The following is a 19,668-nucleotide window of genomic DNA, read 5'->3' on the forward strand; positions in this document are numbered from 1 at the left end:
GTTCAGATCAATAAGCCTTTTCATTTAAAAAAAGGGCCTTGACTTAGTTCCAATAATTTTCGCCGTTTTACCGCTTTTCCACCCGACTTTTGAGCGATTACCCACTCCTTATTCGCTTGTATTTCTATTAACAACGCACGGAGGAACCAGCAACAAGCGCATCGATTTGCCCAGTATCAATACGTTGTGGTATCCGCTCATTCAGTTTGCCGTGAAGGTGATGAATCACCAGCTCACCAGTCGACTCGTCACGATCAGAAATGAGGCAATGAGGTAATGAGGTAATGAGGTAATGAGGTAATAACGCATGACACCAGAGATTACATTGTGTGTCCAACATTGTGCTCACTCCTAAGTTTCATAACTTCCTTCCCTCGGGCGCTTCTATCTCTCACCACAGCAACTATGCTTAAAACGACATGTATTCAATTGTCTAGCTTCAACATATGAAGGTTAAGTGAACATAAACAAGCGAAGGAAACAGGGCCATGGAAGTCGATAAAAATGATAAGTTAACAAAAAAATTACAGATAGTGATTCATTGGTCTGTAAGAGTATTGTCGATAGTTATGTTGTTTGTAATCGTCATGGGTGTGATAGATGTTGCATGGACGATATATCAAAAACTTATCACGCCACCTAAACTCATTCTGACGATTTCAGATATGCTAGCCACTTTTGGTGCTTTTATGGCCGTTTTAATTGCTATTGAAATTTTCATCAATATAACTATTTACCTGAGAGAAAATGTTATTCATGTAAAAATCGTCATGGCCACCGCGCTGATGGCAATCTCCCGAAAGGTCATTATTATAGACTTTGAAACCTTGTCTCCAATGTACCTGATTGGAATTGCGGCTGTAGTTCTTAGTATGAGTCTTGGTTACTGGCTGATCCATAAACTGCCCAATAAGAGCCATACTGAATAAACTTCTCAGCCTCCCGAATTTTTAGATACTCTCAAGGCATGAAAAAGTCTTGTCTTGGCACGTTGGAAGCTAATAAATTCCTCCATGCTAGGCTCTATATACTGCTAGACTACAAGATTATAGAGTAGTGCCTAGGCGGAGAAATTATCGATATTATTTTCTAGCAGCTAATCTTTGAGTATTGGCACAGCTCAATGGGGCAAGTGTTGCTCCAGTTCCCCATCTGATTTATACCCTCAACATCTATGTATTTTAATTTCAACTTTTCCGTGATCCTCTTAAACAAGGTCGTCACGAATAGCCTGAAGGATTACATCCGGCTAAAAGTAACCGCCAGAAAAGTGATTGTCAGGTGGTCGGTCATCTCGCCGTAAAATTAGCTCTTAACGCATACCTTCAGCTCAGTTTGCGAAAAAGCCTTAAAGGTCAAAGTAACTTTCAATCCCATTCAGAGTGTTGGTCGTGGCCACAGCGGCTAATATCAACCCCATGATCCGACTTACAGCACTAGCTCCTGTATTCCCAATAATCCTGTGTATGCCGCTGGCCATTAATAGCAAGATATAAACAACCAATAGTACAAGCAGCATCATAGCCACTGTCTGGACTTGCTCCCAAATATTAAACCGCACGTTCTCTGTGAGTAAAACGGCGGCTAATATTGCGCCAGGGCTAGCAATTGATGGAATGGCTAGAGGAAAAACTGCTGTATCATGATGACTATTGAGCGTTCTGATTTCTTCTGCTGGTTTACTCTCACCAAATATCATAGTCAAAGCAAACAAGAACAATACGATACCGCCCGAGATTTGAAACGCAGACAAGGGAATACGCATTGCTGTAAGTATGATTTCACCAGCAACAACAAAAAACAGTAGGATAGCAGCGGAGAATAGAGTCGCAAACAGAGCGACCTTACGCTTTGCCACTTCTTCATAGCTTTTTGTGGCTGCGATAAAAACGGGCACAGTACCTATGGGATCGATGACAGCAAAGAAAAAGATAAAAGTTGCCACAAAGTCAATCATGCTACTTTCTCCAGTACCAATTTAGCTTTAAGGATAGAAGATCAGCTTGAAGTAGCAGAGAAAATGTTTGACGCTAACATAGCGAGAGCTCATTCAGAAAAACAAAAATGGTGCGTTATTTACAATACAGAACTTACTTCTATCCTATCGATAACTATTAATATCTCAAAGGTAATGACTACCATACCTAACGGTAGTCGCCATCGCTTTAGACTTCTCAGAGAACATCAAAAAAAACAAGTGAACGAGAAGAATATCGACGTCATAAGATAGTGAGGCTTTAGTGTTTATACCAGTGCTCTTTTGACTCCATTTGAGCTTTTACTTCTGCACTATATTCAGCAGTAGGTCGTGCCAATAACCTTGGAATGCCGATAGGTTCTCCGGACTCTAAACAATAGCCATACTCCCCTGCGCGCAAGCGAGCCAACGATCGTTGAATCTTAGGTAACAGCTTTTGCTCTCTATCTATGATTCTTAATGCGATTGCAGATTGCTCCTCACTGGACGCCCTATCGCTTTCGTCACTGAATTCCATTGGCGCAATCATCTCTTCTTTCGCGCGTTCAATATGCGCTAACGTCAATTCATAAAGCTCAAATAATCGGTTTTCAAAAAACGCGAGCTGAGCTTCATTCATATAATCCGCCTCGGGCGCTGCAAGAATTTCTTCTTCTGTCATGACATGCTTTTTCTCTTCGTTCATAGAACCTCCACACCGAGATAAGAGTTCGATCTCTAAATTCCGGACATCTGAACCTGTGCAACTAAACGACAAATAAAGCCGCCAATAAGGTGCAGTGCTCGACACACTCACAAACTGCTTGATGCCAGAGTTAAGATCACCGACTATATTAATTGTTATATTATAACATTACACTATAAAGAGCATGAGCATGAACACCCAGAAACTCCCTGTTACGGTTTTGTCCGGCTTTCTAGGCGCAGGAAAAACAACCGTTTTAAGTCATATTCTTAACAATAGACAAGGCAGAAAAGTCGCGGTCATCGTCAACGACATGAGCGAAGTCAACATCGATGCAGCGACCGTTCAGAATGAAGTTTCTCTCAACCACAGTGAAGAAAAGTTGGTTGAAATGAGTAACGGTTGCATCTGTTGTACCCTGCGTGAAGATCTGCTTGAAGAAGTCACTAAACTCGCGCAAGAAGGCAGATTCGATTACTTAGTTATCGAGTCCACTGGCATCGCCGAGCCACTTCCCGTTGCAGAGACTTTTACGTTTGCTGATGAAAACGGGCTATCACTTTCAGACGTTGCACGTTTAGACACCATGGTTACGGTGGTTGATGCGATTAACTTTCTGCGTGATTACGATGAAGCTAAGTTCTTAACAGAGACAGCCGAATCATTAGGTGAAGACGATGAACGCAGCGTTGCTGACTTACTCGTTGATCAAGTAGAGTTCGCTGACGTTATCTTGATAAGTAAAACCGACCTTGCTGAGAAATCAGAAATCGAAAGGCTTCTTGCGATTCTTAAAACTCTTAATACATCGGCCACTATTCTTCCTATCTCGAATGGTGAAGTAGAACTTGATGCGGTACTCGACACACAAAGCTTCAGTTTTGAAAAGGCACAACAAGCCCCAGGTTGGTTGAAGGAAATGCGAGGCGAGCACATACCGGAAACCGAAGAATACGGCATTTCCAGCTTTGCCTATCATGCGAGACGCCCTTTCCATCCAGAGAAGTTTTACGACTTCCTCCACAATGCGAAAGATTACGGCAAACTGATTCGTTCCAAGGGTTACTTTTGGCTAGCAACCAGACCAGAGTTTGTCGGTCAATGGAGCCAAGCGGGAGGCATCGCACGTTATGGTGTTGCGGGTATGTTTTGGAAAGCGATTCCGAAGGAGGAATGGCCGACGGTTCAAGATTACCTAGATGCTATAAACGACATTTGGCAAGAACCATACGGCGATATGCGACAAGAATTGGTGTTTATTGGTCAGGGATTAGAGCAAGAGAAATTGATTGCTCGTCTTAACGAATGCTTGTTAACAGAAGATGAGATGGAGCAAGGGCTCGACTATTGGTTATCTCTGGAAGACCCTTTCCCTGAATGGGAACAGTAAACGACTGAGATACAAAAAGCCTCCCACCATTCGGGAGGCTTTTTCGTTACACAGAGCCAATTTTGGTATACCGAGCCAATTCAGTAAGTCCGTTCTCGAAACAACCCGAGATTCAAACATGTAGCGAGGGAATCCTCACCAGTGCATTCAAACCGTCTTCTTCTGGCTCAACTTAGCTATTTTCTTTGGCCAAGGATCTTCAAATGTTGCCCCTTGTTGCCATTGCTCCAGTTCCGCATCCGTTAAAAAGCAGTTTTCCAGCGCATCAATAAACACATCGACTTCGTTTTCTTGCCCAATCACCGTTAAGCGACAACGACGATCACCAAAGCGGCTTTCAACGCTGTCTATCTTATCTTGCAGGATTTGACGATGTTCCTCAGTGAAGTTTTGCGATTCGTCATTGATTACCGAAGCGCGCCAAAAGCCTGTAATTTCAAGCCCCACATTGCCGCTTGCTTGGCTCCAAAGCAGTGAAACATCGTCTCGAGTTGGAAACCAAAAGAACCCTTTACTGCGGAACACACCTTTAGTTAAATACTGGTGGCAGGTATTCCACAAACGCGCAGGATGAAAAGGTCGATCATCTTTGATCACTTTCGCGACAAGGCTTTGTTCGTCTTTATCAGAGAGATTCAACGGCTCATTCACCGTCTCACGAAGTTCTGCGATTAACTGCTCAACAAGGAAGAAATTGTAGTCTTGCTCACCTTTCAACATGCGGATATCCAAGTTTCCCCACGACGTTTTGATTATCTCGGTGTAAACGTTAAGCGGGTGAATCGCCTGCGCGATGTTGCGAACGGTATTGTCGTCCACTTTGTCCGTCTTGGTGAGCATGATACGGTTTGAGAACATGATTTGCTCTACCAACAAGTTTTCAACGCCGCGAACACCCTGCTGCACGTTCTCCTGCCACTTAGGGATTAAGGCAGAACCTTGTCGATAGTCATCTCGCAACCAAGTCGCATCCACCAACGTAATTACGTCTTTGAGTGCGAATTGTGCGTTACTTTTGAAGTACTCGACCAAAGGTAAAGGATGACTACTGCCCGACGTTTCAATCACAACCCATTCTGGCGATTTTTCTGCGCAGAGCTTTTTAAGGGCTTTATCGAGCTGCTTTACACCACTCAGGCTGCTGATGCTGTCTCCACTGATCGTAACAAAGTTGCCCTGCTCTTCACTCACCGCATCGGTATTTAAGATAAGCACGCCATCGACGTCTAACTCACTCATGTCATTAACAATAACGGACAGATCAATACCAGAAGAATCGGCTTGTTGAAGAATGTTGCGTAAAAACGTGGTTTTCCCGGACCCGAGAAACCCATGCAAAATGGTGACTGGAATTGATGGCATACTTTTGACCTACAAACTCTGGATGAACGCATGTTATAACATAACAACTTAGTGAGTTATAGAAGGAATCCAATTGCTGTCTTAGACGCAAAACTTAAGAATCGGTAAAGATCACAGGGGCTGATTTCTCAGAACTCTCCTTCGTTTCTCATCACGTTTCATCACCAGCAAAGGTCTGACTATTGATAAAAATAATAAGTGGTTACAAAACGACCATTGCTTTGTTTATAAAATTGGAGAAAGATGACAATACAGCGATTTATAGGAGGTGGTGTTATGACTTTAGTTCTTACCGTTCTTATTTTCCTAAGTTGTATTGCGATGCTCGCGATTGGTGTGATGTTTTCACGTAGGCCGATCAAAGGCGGAGGTTGTTGCAAAGCGTCCGATGTTGCGGATGTGGACGCACGTAAAAGAAAAAATCGCAGTCATTATTCTTCTAGGAACACATATTGAGACTCACCTATTGCTCCAACCTCATAACACAAAATAGCATAACTGAGCCCTAACAAATTGTCGGGACTCAGTTTTTCGTTTCTACTAGATAATCAAACTCTGATACTCGCGCCAAAAATGAAGGTTTTTGGATGTTAGGAAGCGACTTCGCGATAGGTAAGTCGGCTTTCATTGCATCAACCGGACGATTACGAACTAAAACTTCAAAATGTAAATGTGGTCCGGTTGAACGACCAGTATTCCCAGAGAGGGCTATTTTTTGCCCACGCTTTATAACTTGACCTTTTTTAACCAAGATTTTATTCAAGTGTAGGTAACGAGTTTTGTACACACTGTTATGTTCAATCACTAAATAATTACCGGCATAAGGGTGCTTGCGGACCGCAATTACTTTTCCATCCCCAGTAGAATAAACTGGCGCACCGATTGGTGTCGCGAAATCCGTTCCGTTATGCGGGGTGACTCTTCCCGTCACTGGGTGTTTACGCTTAGGGTTAAACCCAGAGGTGATTCGGCGGTATGCCCTATCGACAGGATAACGGTTAAACGCTCGCTCCAAACTGTTACCAGCTCTATCATAGAACCGTCCATCCTCGGCTAGAAATGCAGCGACTTCTCCCTTCGCTAAGTTAAAAGAAATAGCCTTAATCTCACTATTGCCAGTTTTGTGTTCACCTAAATATTGCTGTTTCACTAATATATCGAAACGGTCACCGGCTCTAAGAGATCGCGCAAAATCAATCTTATCTTTCATCACCTGCGTAATATTTGCGACGTGGCCTGATGCCAATCCTACTCGATGTGCCGAGACTGAAAAACTCCCTTTGATTTCTCCCGAAAATAAGGTTTCACGCCATTCCCCTGAAATTTCCTGAAATTCGTAAGAGAAGGAGCCATCGTTTTCTCTAGTGTAGAGAGCCTTCTCTACAAGGCTCATATGATAAATTAGTCGACTCAATTGCCCCATGTCATCCATCACTAATTCAAGCTCTTCTCCGGGCTTAATCATATCTAGCTGGAGGTGATCAAGATCAACTGAGAGAATTTGCTGCAAAATACCGTAAGGGAGACCCAATTGAGCGAAGATACCACTGAGCGTATCTCCCACTTTAACTATGTAGTGTATTTGTTTAGGTTTAGGCAACGGAGTCAAACTGCTATCTGAGGGAACCACTATCTTTGATGATGGAGGTGGTGACGAATCACTGCTTTGATTCAGTTGAGTGCTGTGACTATCTTGATTTGGCTCATCCTCTGTAGGTAGAAGCAAAGCGACCGAAAAACAAAACACAGCAACGATTAAAGCAATAAATTTAAACTGACTCATGAGAAACTAAGTATCAATAACAACGATTGTTATGTTATAACATATCTATGATTGTTTTTACTCAGTTTAGTAAACGTTTATTCAGTTCACTGGATTGGCTAAGAGAAGACCAGTCATTCAACCCATTCTCTTTGAGAAGGCTCAATAATGAACACATTCAATTCAGCACTTATCGTTGCAGGAACACACGGAAACGAACTTTCTGGTATTTATTTACATAAACTAATCAAAGAAAAACGTTACTCTGTCAATAGATCAACCTTTTCAGCCTGCTCGATCATCGCAAACTCCGAAGCAGCAAAACACAACGTCCGATACATCGATACAGACTTAAATCGCGAGTTCTCAGCAATGAATAGCAATCATTGTCCTGATTTGCATGAAAGCAAGATTGCACATCAATTTATCGAGAAATATGCAAACCAAGAAAAACTGTTGATTGTTGACCTGCACAATACAACAAGCAATATGGGAGCGACGTTGATTTTGCTTTCTAACGATGTGTTTTATCGGAAACTGGGCGCGTACGTCAAACAACGAATGCCATCAGCACATGTCATTTTCGAAGAGCGAAAAGAATGGCAAGAGCAACCTTACCTTTGTACTGCTGGGCAATATGGAATAATGATTGAGGTCGGGGCGCAAGCACATGGTGCGCTAGAGTACAGTACGTTGGAGTTGATGAAACAGATGCTTACCGCAGTATTGGACTATGTTGAAAAGCACAACCTCAACCAAATAGGCTTACTGAGCGATTATGAGGCGTTTTTTTACACCGAAGAAATCAGGGTTCCACTTGATCAAGAGGGTATGCGGCAAGCACTAGTACACCCTACTATTTGTGGCAGAGATTTTGAGGCGGTCAAACCAGGAGCACCTTTATTAGCGACTTTCGCTGGTTATGATATCCATTGGAATGGCAAAGGGGAAATTTACCCGCACTTTATCAATGAGAGCGCCTACAGTACCGCAAATATAGCAATGGCCCTCGCTAAAAAAAGACGTGTTTCTTCCGTGTAACTTAAAGCAAGTAATTAGGCCACGTGTAACGTGGATACCTCACCCCATGAATAAAACTGTGCCTGAACCGCATAGGCAGAAAATACGGGTACTAACCCCACCCTAATACGGCAGCATAAGTGCCCTAAGCGCAGCTTTAAAAGAAACCCCACTAGAATTTTAAGGAGGTAAGACATTATGGTTAAAAGGAGAGTTTTCTCTTTTCTATCATGATGCCTTCTCCAAACATCGAAATAATCTATCTTCAAATTGGTCATCTAGACCGGAAGAGATCAGTTCTAGGCGGCTTTCTGAACACTCGTCTAGTTCAAACTCTGTTAGTCCATCTGATGTTAGATTGTAACCAAAAATACCGCTTCCCGTGATAAAAACCGCTTTCATTCGTTCGACCTTGAGGTCGAGCAGCAATAATCTCAGCTTTTGATGATCGAACACGTTTTCAGCGGATATACGCCAACCGATACTGTAGAAACCTTCCCCCTGATTGGTTGCTTTTAGAATGCCGCTCTCAGGCATAGGCAACTCAGGAACAAGTGACTTTTTCTCTCTTTCACGATAAAGAACAGAGGGCGTTTTTTGCACGTCAATACGAGTCGCTCCCTCACATTCATGAAAAGGGATAGCGCCATGTTCAGCGAAAATCACTTTTGTTTCCCGCAGACCGAGCTTTGCTATATAAGCCGTCAGCTTTTGCTCATCTTCATCTTGATAGAGATCGCGCTTATTACCTACCACTGTATCTGCGATAGTGATTTGCTGGTTAAACGTTTCATGCTCAGTGTACTTAGGATCCGATAGTTTACGTGCATCGACTAAAGTAATGTTTTTTTGCAAAGCGAGAATTTGACGATAATACTCGGTCGATAGCACTTGCAGTACTTCTTTAGGATGACCAAGGCCTGTAGGTTCAATCAACAATCGATCTGGCCTTGCTTCAGACAATAATTGATTTAAGGCGATTTGCATCGGAAGACCTGCTGCACAGCACATACATCCCCCGGGGACCTCTCGAATAAACACTTGGTCTTGTTGTTTTTTTTGGCCTTGTAACAAGCTGCCATCAATACCAACTTCGCCAAATTCATTGACCAATACAGCCCAACGTTCATGACTCGGTTTATGGGTCAATAAGTGCATTATTGCCGATGTTTTCCCCACCCCGAGAAAGCCAGTGATGATGTTAGTCGGCACTCGCGAAATCAGTGGCTTATTAAAGTTCATTGGCAATTCTCCGGTAGCCTTGGACTAGTTCATGGTTGGCAGAAACGACGGATTCGGAAAAAGCTGAATATTCTGGCGGCACTTTAGAGATACTCTCTAAATCAAAACCGACACCAATATTGGTCATCGGTGGTACATGGAAATAAGCGGGTAAATCGAGGCCATCGACGACACAGTTATGACGAATAACACACCTCTCACCGATGACGCTATTGAACACGACGGAGTTGAAGCCAATGAAAACATCATCACAAACCTGGCAAGGACCATGAATAATCGAACGATGAGCAATGGATGAGCGCTCACCAATGGTCACCGCAGCCCCTGCCTTAGAGTGAATTACGACACCATCTTGGATATTGGTGTCACGTTTGATGACGATAGCTTCCATGTCTCCATGGTTATTAACTTCGTCAGCTCGAATAACAGCATAGGGTCCAATAAAAACGTTATCCTCAATAATGACTTTGCCACAGATAATAGCGGTTGGATCGATAAAGGCTGTTGAGGACACCTGTGGCATATGGCCCGTTGGGTTTCTTCTTAACATAATGCTTCCAGTTTGTTTATGGCTCTTTTTTTACGGTCAGCGACTTAACGATTGAAGGATAAACGCATCGCTCCAGCTGGTTTATCGATGACTTTGTTATTGTCATAAACTAGCGCGCCATTGACCCAAGTCTTTTGAATTTGAGCTGAAAATTCATGTCCAGCAAAAGGCGACCAACCACAATGATATAAACTGTTTTCGTTGCTAACTCGTGTTGGGGTATGAGCATCAACCAACACCAAATCGGCGTAGTAACCTTCACGGATAAAACCTCGGCCTTGAATGCCATAGCGAATGGCCGGGTTGTGCGCAGTTTTTTCGACTACTTGAGTCAAACTCATATGACCTAAACGGACATGCTCGAAGAGAGTAAGTAATGCATGCTGAACTAACGGCAGTCCGGCTGGAGCCTGCTCGTAAGGCACTTGTTTTTCTTGCCAAGTGTGAGGAGCGTGGTCTGTTGCAATGATATCTATTTGCCCCGTATTTAACGCTTTTAACAACGCATCGCGGTCACTAGGAAACTTGATTGAAGGATTACATTTGATCAAGTTACCAAGAGCGCCATAATCTTTGTTGCTGAACCAAAGATGGTGAACACAAGCCTCCGCGGTGATTGATTTGTCTCGAATGTCTCCCTCGTCAAAAAGTGCTAGCTCCTTCGCCGTTGTGATGTGCAGCACATGCAGTTGGCTGTGATACTTTTTGGCAAGTTCTACCGCATAAGAAGATGAAGCGTAACAGGCCTCTTCGTCACGCAAAATGGGATGGTCTTCGATAGTGAAACCTGGCTTCTTAAGCCTTTGCTTTTGCTGGTTTTGTTTAATAACAGTCCCACTTTCACAATGAGTAACAATGAGTACTGGAGAGTCACGAAAAATTGACTCTAACGCTTGCGGATCTTCGACTAACAAATTTCCTGTTGATGCCCCCATAAATACTTTCACACCACAATGTTGTTTGGGGTTAAGTTGTTTAATCTGTTCAAGATTGTCTTCGGTTGCACCGAGGTAGAAAGAATAATTCGCAAACGAGCTTTCTTTAGCGAGAGCGAACTTGCGCTCTAACGAGTCAATAGTCGTTGTAGCCGGACTAACATTGGGCATTTCCATGTAGCTTGTAATACCGCCGGCCACCGCTGCCCGCGACTCACTTGCAATTGTGCCTTTATGTGTCAGCCCAGGTTCTCGGAAATGCACTTGATCGTCAATCATGCCTGGCAGTAAGTAAGCCCCTTTAGCATCAATTACAATATCTCCGTGTTGTACGGATATATTAGTAGCAATCTTGTCAATTCTTTGATCAACAATACGTAAATCTGTTTCGGTAATGGCTCTTTCGTTGACCACCCGAGCGTTTTTAATCAATGTTGCTGACATAATTCATTCTTTTAGATAATTTGAAAAGGTGGCCAATACTCGGTCACCTTGTGAAGCTATAAGGGGAGATCGTGTGTCTGCCTCATAGGGGGCGGTTTGCGCATTCATCGCAAACACAGGAAATCTCAAATTGTGGGCTAAGAACGGTGAAGCCTTCTTGTATGGCTTTCGCACATACGCTAGAAATAACATTGGCTTCAACCGCTATTTCACTAACCTTTCCACACTGAGAGCAAATCAAAAACTGTGGAACGCCATGCTTCTGATCGCACGCGATTTGAGAACAAACGACGTATTTACTAGATGTATTGAGCTTATGGACAAAGTGCTCTGCTTCAAGGAAATCGAGTATTCGATAAACCGACATCGCTTGAATGTTTTGAGAAAAGTTGTGATTGCAGTAGTCAACTAGTTCGTAGGCAGAAAGCGGCTTCTCCGCATATAGCAGTGAAGTCAGTATCAATTTCCGTTTAGTAGTGAGTTGTTTACCTCGCAGCAGGCAGATTTTCTCTACCTGCTTCATGACGTCATCTACCGTTTTGAGCTTTCTCATATCTCTAGATGAAATCCAATGTGAGTAGTAAGCGACGTTCATTGTCTGCAACATGTGGAGAGCGATGTATAAGTCCAGTGGCTTCATTGCCTTCCCAACCACTTCCTTTGAGCAGGGCAACATCGCCAGGCTGCATTCGTCGTATGGCACTTTCAGAGTCGTATAAGCCCGATAGGTGATCAGGTTGACCAAGACTACCGGCACCGAGTTTAGTGCGATCAATGGTATCGTTGGTTAACCATTCGGTCGCTCGGCCGGTATAAGTTATGACAAGTCTGCAAGGCACACGATCAAAGTGAAATTTCGGGCACATCGGGCTGTCTAGGCGAGTTAGCCTCAAACCTGCTTCTTTAACCTCAAACAAACAGCAGAACATATCGACGATTAAAGCAACATCTTCACTCAGCGCATCAGCACACGCATAGCCCTTTAACTTGCTTCGTACCCATTGTGCAGCATCATCTGGCGTGACACTTTGTACCAGTGCCAATCTAGGCTCCTGTGCCAGCATCAGATTAATGTCCTTCGTCAACTCTTTCGAGAGCGTTCGCTGCCATATGGCAATATTGTGCTCTGGTTTGTAGATGTCGCTAAGTATGTTCGCTGATGTCGATATCGCCAACGATGATGTTGTTTGGACACGAAGCGGGTTCTCAACTACATCAATGCTCATATATCTTCCTCCCAAGCGTTAAAAAGGTCAGGTAAAGGTTTTAATAACGTTGATTTTCTAGGGCTATGAGACCTAGTAATCGTTACGATTTCGCTCTAGTTCACGGACATATTGACACAGTCCCACCCCATGTAGAGTCAAGTCAGACAACGCTTGTGAAGAAATCAACGTTTACTCTCTCTCAATAGGAGACTACTGGTTGTGAGATCAATTCTTTAAACAACAAATTGTAGAGCCCCAAACAAAGCAATGTTATAACATAACAATTAATCTTTTCAATATTTACCTTTTTTGATTAAAAATAATTAGGGGAACATCATGAGCATGCGAGCACGGAAATTATATTCCGCGATTAGAAAAGTAACGCGTAGGTGAATCGCCATAGACCCGACGAAACATCGCGATAAAGTTGCTGGGCGTCGAATAACCCAAAGCATGTGCAACCGCTCCTACAGATTCCCCTCGAGCTATCATTTCTAATGAATGTATTAGCAGTACTTGTTGCCGCCATTCATTAAAACTCATGTTTAACTCACTTCGAATCAATCGTCTTAACGTCCGAGATGAGACTGCCCCAATATTGGCCCAATGCTCCACAGAATGTTTGCTGTTTGGGTCTATTAAAATTGCTTGAGTAACTTTTTGCAGTCTCGGATCTCTGGGCAGCGGGATGTGGAGTGACTCATGAGGGCTATTGACGATTTCATCGGATATTACGGCAAGAATACGTAAAGACTGTATGGATAGATCGTCTGTTTTGCTCCATATCGATGCTCTAACCGATAGGGCTTTCAACACATCGCTCATTTGGATAACACAAGGTCTCATTGGAAACCGCTCACAACTCTCTGGAGTAAACAGTAATGAACGACCTTTCAGAGAACCACAAAAATAAACACTGTGCATCGCACCCGGGGGGATCCAACCAGCTCGGTGAGGTGGTAGTATCCACGTTCCTTCATCGGTTTTGACCTGAATTAGCCCTTCATCTATACACAGTAACTGGCCTCGATGATGACTGTGCCAATTATGTGGCCGTTGATCCAAATGGTTGAAGTCGCTCCTTTCATGCTGCCACTCCTTAACGATCAGTGCGGCGCCATTTTTCCATTCGCTGTAATCAGAGTTTGTCACTTTATTTACTCAATTCCATTTTGGCCATTATTCATTATTTTCTGTCCTCTTAACGTTACCATAGCAAGTTAGCGTTCGAGTAACATTTTAGCAACGACCATTTTATCGAAGGCAGAACCATCATGAACGAACCTATCTTTATTATCTATTACATTACGGCAGGCTTGGGCATTGGCTTTCTCGCAGGACTCGTTGGTGTGGGTGGTGGTGGAATGGCCGTCCCTATTTTTGCGTTTCTATTTTCACTACAGGGAATAGCTGATACGGAAGTAGTGCATCTTGCGTTGGGGACATCAATGGCTTCGATGATTGTTACAACATTGGGCAGCATGCGCGCTCACTACAAAAAAGAGAATGTAGACTCGACAATGGTAGTAAAAATGTTGAGCGGAGTTCTAGTCGGAACATTTTGCGCCACATTCGTAGCATCGTATCTACAAGGAGTCTATCTGGCAGGCTTTTTCAGCGTATTCATGTTGTATGTTGCTTATAAGATGTTTCTCAACACTGAAAATGAGTACAACCCTAACCCACATGGGGCTATCGGTAATATCACTGTAGGCTCGGTCATTGGCTCTGTATCAGCACTTGTCTCTATAAGCGGTGCGGGGTTGATCATCCCCTATCTTGTCCAGCAAAATTTTGAAGTAAAACGTGCTATTGGAACCTCTGCTGCGATAGGTTTCCCTATCGCGCTGTCAGGAAGCCTCGGTTACATGTTAAACGGATGGGAAAATACAGATTGGAACAACTTAGTCTTAGGATACATATACCTTCCTGCAATGCTCAGCTTCTCCATTAGTAGCTACTTAACTACTAGCCTCGGCGTGCGTTGTGCAGCGTATTTCCCAAATAAAGTTCTTAAGAAAATCGTTGGTATTTTGTGTGTTCTTCTAAGTTTCAAAATGTTGGTACAAGTACTTAGTTAGAGCAAATAACACGGTCACTAGTAGGCCTTGCACTATGGTGAAAGGATAAGCCTGCAAAAACTTACTTCTCGCTTTGCTGGTCCAAGCACACAATGTGTAAGAAAGCTCCTCATTGTTGCACTCTTATGACTTTGTTAACCTGGCCAGAATTACATCCAAAATGTGCTGATGATTGTCCTTTCTGGAAACCTCGTCACGCTCCTGGCAAAGTGCTTCCTCCCCTTCTGATGCGAGAATTTTAATGCCACGCTCAGTACATTCTGCGAACGCACTAAACTGACTCGCACTGGGGATCTCTTGAAATGTTACATTGGGAAGAGCAACAAGTGATTCGGCTGGTGTCAGTGCGGGATATAGCCGATCAGAGAGCGCCACCACGGTGATAGCATTGTTCATCAAGGCCAGAGTTTCAGGGACAAAAGTTTTCGTTAGCTCAGGGTTGATAACGACGACCGATTTCAGTTTGTTTTCAGACTGAAATCGGGGAAATTTTTGATCCGGGATGCTGGTAATATCAACGTTATTTTCACGTAACCAATGACAGTCTACATTGGTGGCGTTGTGACACGATGTTCGATATTTCTCCGGGCTTATTTGCGCTCCGGAGAGCATCAGCATAGATGTGCCGCCCAGAAAAAAGCCGACCCCCTGCACTGCATCAGTATCTACGCCTCCGGACAGTATCCCGACCGAACTTAATTCGTTCAGCCCAAGCACCAAATCACTGGTTCTGAATGTGATTTCATCGACAGCCATTTCTGCATTGATTTCGTTCGGTGCAGGAGGCTTTGGTACCACAACGACATAACCTTGTTGCGCCAGGCTCGAGGCTATCCAACCACTGTGGGAAAACGCTGACCGTGTTCCGCCCTGCGACAAAAGCACAACGGGAAATTTTCCACTTGCTAAAGGGGCATCTAACTGCGTTTCGACTGATTTAAAAATGTTCCCCCTACCAAACGTGAAATTGTTTTTTTCGTTCGTTGTGGGATACCAATAATAGACTTCTACTGGCTTATCTCTGTCTTCACTGAATCCCGTTTTGATTGTTAGCGCAGAATGGTATTTCGGCTCATTCGTACTGGCGCTGGCACTGACACACAATGTAGCGAGTAGAAACGACATTATTATTTTGGTTTTCATTTTTCCCTCAGCCGGTCAACACATTATTCTGCACGGCATCTAGAAAAATAACGCGCAGGAGATTCTCCATATATTTTGCGAAACATAGCAATTAAGCTATTCATAGTCGAGGTAACCCAAAGAAAATGATAGACCGCTCCAGCTAGAGCCTTTCTTTTCAATAATTTTCTGCGGATATCCACCATGCAGAAGTTTGTACTTTACTCATTGTAAACGACTAATCATGGCCTCTTAAGGCAACATTAGAAAACCAACCGTATTCACAATCCATAACTCCATAACTCATAGTTACACCGATGTATATCTAAGTGAGCTGAAGCTTCATTGCCCATCCAGTGCCCTTTGCATTTTTATAGCAAGGTAGCCAAGCACCATTTTATTACGGACCATTGCTGCCTGCGCTAATGCTTTTGTTTTGTATCGTAACTGATTTGCTTACTGACGTTCTTTAGTTGCACTCCTACCTTATTAAATGCCTTTTGAATAGTTGTGGAAACATGCTGGCGGCCCTCTCCTTCAAAAAAGTTAGCTCGATCTTGCTTCGTTTCGAATACACAGACTATTTCTAAACTTTGTGGAAAAGAAGAGAATTTGACGGTATGAGTCACCCAAAGAAAGCCATCGTAGCCTTTTAGCGTATCTTCACAAACTTCGGTCAACACTTCTCTAATTAGATTCTCGACCTTCTTATCTGATTTGCGCATGAATTAAACTGCCTTCCTATCTAACGCCTTTAATTAGGTCTCAGTCTACATTGTCTTAAACAGTATTTGGCAGTGGTATTTAGTCAATAGCCTGTAGATGAGGTTATTCGCACGAAGATTTACCGACCTACTCGCTTCGAACTACATCTTACGCTGTTAAAAATAAGCGCTTTGCAACTCTACAAAACGCTTCTAACTTATTAGATTATTTTAAGTGTGTTTCAAGGAATGCAGAAACCTTGTCCATTGCAATGCCGACTGCTTCTGGATGGTCATACAGTTCATAGTGAGACCAATTTTCCAAATTAACCAGCTGTCGGTCTTTTGATTGAACAGAGCGGCCATAAATTTCCTGCCCATCACGATAAGCACCAAACGCCCCGACTTTTTGCCCTACCACGGCCATAACAGGCTGAGTCAATAACGTTTCGGCAAATGCAAAGGCATCCCAGCTCAGTGTTTTCTGTGCATGTGAAAACAGCATACGAGTTGCACCACCTTCGGTTTGTCCACGTGATGTTTTGTAGTATTCAGTAGCTTCGAACACGTCTCGTTCTGTTAATCCATTTTCTTTTGCAAATTCAATATTTGGAGGAAGAAGTTCATCGATTTTCAGCTCTGAGCCGCGAGCTTCGGCTGTTCTCTGTGCAGCCATAGCTTCAAGATTGGCGATAGGGTCGTACATACTAAAGCCTTCACGGAACAAGCGGCCTAAGTTAACAGGCGTAATACCTACGACAGCTTTCAAGCGCTTTTCGGTTAGGGCTGAATTGATCATGTAACCACCACCGCCGCAGATACCGAGTCCACCAATTCTATTCTCATCGACATATGGTAAAGTTACTGCATAGTCGATAACGCGACTGATATCTTCAACACGTTGACTTGGGTCTTCTACGTAGCGAGGCAATCCTCCCGATTCTCCTTGGAAGCTCGCGTCAAATGCGATCACGACGTAACCTAACTCAGCAAGGGCTTTACCATAGACAGCGCTGGATGTTTGTTCTTTACAACTACCAAAAGGATGAACGCTTATCATTGTTGGGTAGCGTTTCGATTCATTGAAGCCTTCTGGAAATAAAATTAATGCAGACATATCCCAAGCCATATCAGCATTTCTAAAAGTGATTTTTTGCATATTCATAATCAATACCTTAAGAGTAAAAAGCCTTTCATCGGGAATATTAAAGAGTGCGTTGGAAGAAAGATGCGAGTTGGGATACTGCGTCATCGACGTATTCGGCAACATCATAAAGCGACATATGGTTTGCACCATCAATGGCATACAAGGTTTTATCTGAACTCGCTGCACGTTCTATCAGGTCATCACTCATCCATTTGCTGCCTGCGTCACTACCAACGACAGCAAGAATTGGCTGAGTTAGGAATGCTTCCGCTTTGTGGTACGCATCGTAAGTAATGATCTGGTTTAAGTTACGAGTTAGAGCAAAACCCGGCGCATTTGGATGTTCACAACGTGGTGTGTGGTAATACTCCCAAGCTTCGCGTAGCTCTGCATTTGAGGCATCTTCTTCACGCATCGGAGCTAGAGGAATAGTCGCGAATTCTGTACCATTCGTGTCGGTTGTGCGAGCATTCGAACCAAATTCTAAGTAACCAACAGCGTCAGCATCGTTAACCGAATTATCCCAACCATTACGGAACATTTGGCCAATGTTTACGGCACTAACCATACCCAGTGCTTTGATTCGACGATCATTGATCGCTGCATTTGCACTATAGCCCGCACCAGCACAAATCCCCATTGCGCCAATTTTATCGTTATCGACGTACTCTAACGTTGTCAGATAGTCGACGACTGCGCTCACGTCTTCAGTACTCGTGTAAGGGTTTTCCATTTGGCGAGGCTCACCTGTACTTTCACCTTGATACGAACGGTCAAACGCAATGGCAATTATGCCGCTTTTTGCAAGTTTACTCGCATATAGGCCTGCGGTTTGCTCTTTTACGCCACCACCTGGGTGTGAAACAACAACCGCCGCATATTGTTTACTTGCATCAAAATCTGTAGGGAAGTTGATAACCGCTGAAATCTCAATACCTTGACCATTGAGATTTTTGAAAGTGACTTTAGACATAGCGACATTCTCCATTAGAGGTTAACTGTTCATCTCAGGCTGACCTAAGCTTCGATGTAATATTAGTCAACACACTGTTTCGGATAAATATCGTTTTATCTACATGACTGTTTAGTTATACTTAACAAATGAGAATAGAACCTTCTTTAATTTCATCACTGACGTGGTTTGCACATATTGCTCGCCATCGCAGTTTCACTAAAGCAGCCTTAGAAATGGGGGTAACCCGTGCTGCCTTATCACAACACCTAAAAGCGTTAGAACAACAGCTACAAGTTCGGTTAATTAATCGAACCACCAGAAGTATGTCGCTGACGGAAGAAGGCCAACGTCTGCTTGATATTTTGCAACCTTCATTGGTGAACATTGAGCAGGTCGTTAACGAATTGAACGACTCTCATCTTGAGCCTTCGGGATTAATCCGTATCAGTGTATCAAGAACCGCTGCTCGGCTGCTTATTGAGCCCTATCTAGGTGAGTTCCTCTCTCGTTATCCTAAAATACGCCTAGAGCTAATCATGGATGATGGGTTTTCTAACATCGTCGCAGAAGGCGTTGACGCTGGCATTCGCTTAGGATTAAGCTTAGATGAACATATGGTTGCGATCCCTATTACTCCGCCGTTAACAACGGCAATAGTGAGCTCTCCTGAATACTTTAGGCAAAATGGACTACCTCAAACTCCTGAGGATTTAGAAGATCACAATTGCCTTGCTTATCGTTTTACCTCTAGCGGAACAATTGATCATTGGTCGCTAACCTCTCCAGATGTTGCAAAGCGCACCCTCGTTTTCGAGCCTAAAGGCAATGCTATTTTTAATGATGACTATAGTATGTTACAAGCTGCAATACAGGGTGTGGGTTTAGTGAAGCATATTGATTTATGGGTGGAAAAGCACATAAATGAGGGAAGATTGACCCGAGTTCTGACACCTTGGTGCAAAGAGTTTCCAGGGTTTTATTTGTATATACCTTCACGAGAGCATATGCCGAAAAAAATCCGCGTCTTGATGGATTTTTTAATCGAAAAGCGCGAAGCTCTGAAACCCAAAGAGTAATTGTCAA

Annotated in this window: 20 protein-coding genes and 1 pseudogene; 6 read left to right on the forward strand and 15 right to left on the reverse strand. The window is 43.4% G+C overall.

The window, feature by feature from the left end; translation table 11 throughout:
- Nucleotides 1–133: 133 nt before the first annotated feature.
- Nucleotides 134–250, reverse strand: a pseudogene (locus R7F07_RS11665) (universal stress protein); the annotation flags it as partial.
- A 238-nt stretch (nt 251–488) separates the two neighbouring features.
- On the opposite strand from R7F07_RS11665, the gene R7F07_RS11670 reads away from it, so the two are divergent.
- Nucleotides 489–929 carry a phosphate-starvation-inducible PsiE family protein gene (locus R7F07_RS11670; RefSeq protein ID WP_005375731.1) on the forward strand — a complete coding sequence of 147 codons (441 nt, stop codon included), beginning with the start codon at nt 489–491 and terminating at the stop codon, nt 927–929.
- Nucleotides 930–1,348: 419 nt separating this feature from the next.
- Here the strand turns inward: R7F07_RS11670 and R7F07_RS11675 are convergent, their stop codons facing one another.
- Both R7F07_RS11675 and R7F07_RS11680 read right to left on the reverse strand, forming a co-directional pair.
- On the reverse strand, nt 1,349–1,957 hold the full coding sequence (locus R7F07_RS11675; protein WP_017635732.1) for a MarC family protein: 609 nt from the start codon (nt 1,955–1,957) through the stop codon (nt 1,349–1,351).
- Between the two features lie 280 nt (nt 1,958–2,237).
- On the reverse strand, nt 2,238–2,663 hold the full coding sequence (locus R7F07_RS11680) for a TraR/DksA C4-type zinc finger protein (RefSeq protein WP_064354628.1): 426 nt from the start codon (nt 2,661–2,663) through the stop codon (nt 2,238–2,240).
- A 190-nt stretch (nt 2,664–2,853) separates the two neighbouring features.
- On the opposite strand from R7F07_RS11680, the gene zigA reads away from it, so the two are divergent.
- Complete coding sequence (zigA, locus tag R7F07_RS11685; RefSeq protein ID WP_171342542.1) at nt 2,854–4,053, forward strand: zinc metallochaperone GTPase ZigA; 1,200 nt, start codon at nt 2,854–2,856, stop codon at nt 4,051–4,053.
- Nucleotides 4,054–4,200: 147 nt separating this feature from the next.
- Here zigA and R7F07_RS11690 read toward each other — a convergent pair whose 3' ends face one another.
- Entirely contained in the window at nt 4,201–5,415 is a 1,215-nt protein-coding gene (locus R7F07_RS11690) for a CobW family GTP-binding protein (RefSeq protein WP_171342541.1), read from the reverse strand.
- Nucleotides 5,416–5,691: 276 nt separating this feature from the next.
- Here R7F07_RS11690 and R7F07_RS11695 point away from each other — a divergent pair, with 276 nt between their 5' ends.
- Nucleotides 5,692–5,871 carry a hypothetical protein gene (locus R7F07_RS11695; RefSeq protein WP_081007918.1) on the forward strand — a complete coding sequence of 60 codons (180 nt, stop codon included), beginning with the start codon at nt 5,692–5,694 and terminating at the stop codon, nt 5,869–5,871.
- A gap of 67 nt (nt 5,872–5,938) precedes the next feature.
- Here the strand turns inward: R7F07_RS11695 and R7F07_RS11700 are convergent, their stop codons facing one another.
- The gene (locus R7F07_RS11700) at nt 5,939–7,198 is read right to left on the reverse strand and encodes a peptidoglycan DD-metalloendopeptidase family protein (protein WP_171342540.1); all 1,260 of its coding nucleotides are present in this window, start codon (nt 7,196–7,198) and stop codon (nt 5,939–5,941) included.
- 147 nt (nt 7,199–7,345) lie between these two features.
- On the opposite strand from R7F07_RS11700, the gene R7F07_RS11705 reads away from it, so the two are divergent.
- Nucleotides 7,346–8,218: an aspartoacylase gene (locus R7F07_RS11705; RefSeq protein ID WP_171342539.1), complete on the forward strand. Its 873-nt coding sequence runs from the start codon at nt 7,346–7,348 to the stop codon at nt 8,216–8,218.
- Between the two features lie 207 nt (nt 8,219–8,425).
- Here R7F07_RS11705 and R7F07_RS11710 read toward each other — a convergent pair whose 3' ends face one another.
- The 6 genes from R7F07_RS11710 to R7F07_RS11735 form a co-directional block, all read right to left on the reverse strand.
- Nucleotides 8,426–9,439, reverse strand: a complete 1,014-nt coding sequence (locus R7F07_RS11710; RefSeq protein WP_021707804.1) for a CobW family GTP-binding protein — start codon at nt 9,437–9,439, stop codon at nt 8,426–8,428.
- Complete coding sequence (locus tag R7F07_RS11715) at nt 9,429–9,989, reverse strand: carbonate dehydratase (protein ID WP_017821071.1); 561 nt, start codon at nt 9,987–9,989, stop codon at nt 9,429–9,431. Before R7F07_RS11715 ends, R7F07_RS11710 begins: the two co-directional genes overlap by 11 nt.
- Before the next feature lie 44 nt (nt 9,990–10,033).
- Nucleotides 10,034–11,368, reverse strand: coding sequence for a dihydroorotase (locus R7F07_RS11720; RefSeq protein WP_062730948.1), 1,335 nt, complete (start codon nt 11,366–11,368; stop codon nt 10,034–10,036).
- Nucleotides 11,369–11,450: 82 nt separating this feature from the next.
- A complete protein-coding gene (locus R7F07_RS11725) occupies nt 11,451–11,921 on the reverse strand; it encodes a Fur family transcriptional regulator (RefSeq protein ID WP_017635740.1) in 471 nt (156 codons plus the stop codon).
- 4 nt (nt 11,922–11,925) lie between these two features.
- On the reverse strand, nt 11,926–12,594 hold the full coding sequence (locus tag R7F07_RS11730; protein ID WP_005375711.1) for a DUF1826 domain-containing protein: 669 nt from the start codon (nt 12,592–12,594) through the stop codon (nt 11,926–11,928).
- A gap of 339 nt (nt 12,595–12,933) precedes the next feature.
- Complete coding sequence (locus R7F07_RS11735) at nt 12,934–13,728, reverse strand: AraC family transcriptional regulator (protein ID WP_005375710.1); 795 nt, start codon at nt 13,726–13,728, stop codon at nt 12,934–12,936.
- 122 nt (nt 13,729–13,850) lie between these two features.
- Between R7F07_RS11735 and R7F07_RS11740 the strand changes: the two genes are divergently transcribed.
- Nucleotides 13,851–14,657 (forward strand): sulfite exporter TauE/SafE family protein, encoded by an 807-nt coding sequence (locus tag R7F07_RS11740; protein ID WP_171342538.1) that lies wholly within the window; start codon nt 13,851–13,853, stop codon nt 14,655–14,657.
- 123 nt (nt 14,658–14,780) lie between these two features.
- Here R7F07_RS11740 and R7F07_RS11745 read toward each other — a convergent pair whose 3' ends face one another.
- The 4 genes from R7F07_RS11745 to R7F07_RS11760 all read right to left on the reverse strand — a co-directional run bounded on the left by R7F07_RS11745 (nt 14,781) and on the right by R7F07_RS11760 (nt 18,603).
- The gene (locus tag R7F07_RS11745) at nt 14,781–15,800 is read right to left on the reverse strand and encodes an alpha/beta hydrolase family protein (RefSeq protein ID WP_062730946.1); all 1,020 of its coding nucleotides are present in this window, start codon (nt 15,798–15,800) and stop codon (nt 14,781–14,783) included.
- A 401-nt stretch (nt 15,801–16,201) separates the two neighbouring features.
- Nucleotides 16,202–16,504, reverse strand: coding sequence for a hypothetical protein (locus tag R7F07_RS11750; protein WP_005375707.1), 303 nt, complete (start codon nt 16,502–16,504; stop codon nt 16,202–16,204).
- Nucleotides 16,505–16,709: 205 nt separating this feature from the next.
- Complete coding sequence (locus R7F07_RS11755) at nt 16,710–17,648, reverse strand: alpha/beta hydrolase (protein ID WP_005375705.1); 939 nt, start codon at nt 17,646–17,648, stop codon at nt 16,710–16,712.
- Nucleotides 17,649–17,688: 40 nt separating this feature from the next.
- Nucleotides 17,689–18,603 (reverse strand): alpha/beta hydrolase, encoded by a 915-nt coding sequence (locus R7F07_RS11760; protein WP_017821078.1) that lies wholly within the window; start codon nt 18,601–18,603, stop codon nt 17,689–17,691.
- Nucleotides 18,604–18,731: 128 nt separating this feature from the next.
- Here R7F07_RS11760 and R7F07_RS11765 point away from each other — a divergent pair, with 128 nt between their 5' ends.
- Nucleotides 18,732–19,661 carry a LysR family transcriptional regulator gene (locus R7F07_RS11765; protein ID WP_017821079.1) on the forward strand — a complete coding sequence of 310 codons (930 nt, stop codon included), beginning with the start codon at nt 18,732–18,734 and terminating at the stop codon, nt 19,659–19,661.
- Nucleotides 19,662–19,668 lie beyond the last annotated feature (7 nt).

The sequence above is a fragment of the Vibrio sp. YT-16 genome (assembly GCF_033337405.1).
Lineage (GTDB): Bacteria > Pseudomonadota > Gammaproteobacteria > Enterobacterales > Vibrionaceae > Vibrio > Vibrio alginolyticus.

Excerpts from the sequence above, each read along its gene's own strand:
- R7F07_RS11690 (WP_171342541.1), bottom strand. The coding sequence starts at position 5,415 with ATGCCATCAATTCCAGTCACCATTTTGCATGGGTTTCTCGGGTCCGGG.
- R7F07_RS11760 (WP_017821078.1), bottom strand. The coding sequence starts at position 18,603 with ATGTCTAAAGTCACTTTCAAAAATCTCAATGGTCAAGGTATTGAGATT.
- R7F07_RS11765 (WP_017821079.1), top strand. The coding sequence starts at position 18,732 with ATGAGAATAGAACCTTCTTTAATTTCATCACTGACGTGGTTTGCACAT.
- R7F07_RS11740 (WP_171342538.1), top strand. The coding sequence starts at position 13,851 with ATGAACGAACCTATCTTTATTATCTATTACATTACGGCAGGCTTGGGC.
- R7F07_RS11695 (WP_081007918.1), top strand. The coding sequence starts at position 5,692 with ATGACTTTAGTTCTTACCGTTCTTATTTTCCTAAGTTGTATTGCGATG.
- R7F07_RS11730 (WP_005375711.1), bottom strand. The coding sequence starts at position 12,594 with ATGAGCATTGATGTAGTTGAGAACCCGCTTCGTGTCCAAACAACATCA.
- R7F07_RS11755 (WP_005375705.1), bottom strand. The coding sequence starts at position 17,648 with ATGAATATGCAAAAAATCACTTTTAGAAATGCTGATATGGCTTGGGAT.
- R7F07_RS11710 (WP_021707804.1), bottom strand. The coding sequence starts at position 9,439 with ATGAACTTTAATAAGCCACTGATTTCGCGAGTGCCGACTAACATCATC.
- R7F07_RS11670 (WP_005375731.1), top strand. The coding sequence starts at position 489 with ATGGAAGTCGATAAAAATGATAAGTTAACAAAAAAATTACAGATAGTG.
- R7F07_RS11705 (WP_171342539.1), top strand. The coding sequence starts at position 7,346 with ATGAACACATTCAATTCAGCACTTATCGTTGCAGGAACACACGGAAAC.
- R7F07_RS11725 (WP_017635740.1), bottom strand. The coding sequence starts at position 11,921 with ATGAGAAAGCTCAAAACGGTAGATGACGTCATGAAGCAGGTAGAGAAA.
- R7F07_RS11700 (WP_171342540.1), bottom strand. The coding sequence starts at position 7,198 with ATGAGTCAGTTTAAATTTATTGCTTTAATCGTTGCTGTGTTTTGTTTT.
- R7F07_RS11720 (WP_062730948.1), bottom strand. The coding sequence starts at position 11,368 with ATGTCAGCAACATTGATTAAAAACGCTCGGGTGGTCAACGAAAGAGCC.
- R7F07_RS11680 (WP_064354628.1), bottom strand. The coding sequence starts at position 2,663 with ATGAACGAAGAGAAAAAGCATGTCATGACAGAAGAAGAAATTCTTGCA.
- R7F07_RS11750 (WP_005375707.1), bottom strand. The coding sequence starts at position 16,504 with ATGCGCAAATCAGATAAGAAGGTCGAGAATCTAATTAGAGAAGTGTTG.
- zigA (WP_171342542.1), top strand. The coding sequence starts at position 2,854 with ATGAACACCCAGAAACTCCCTGTTACGGTTTTGTCCGGCTTTCTAGGC.
- R7F07_RS11745 (WP_062730946.1), bottom strand. The coding sequence starts at position 15,800 with ATGAAAACCAAAATAATAATGTCGTTTCTACTCGCTACATTGTGTGTC.
- R7F07_RS11715 (WP_017821071.1), bottom strand. The coding sequence starts at position 9,989 with ATGTTAAGAAGAAACCCAACGGGCCATATGCCACAGGTGTCCTCAACA.
- R7F07_RS11675 (WP_017635732.1), bottom strand. The coding sequence starts at position 1,957 with ATGATTGACTTTGTGGCAACTTTTATCTTTTTCTTTGCTGTCATCGAT.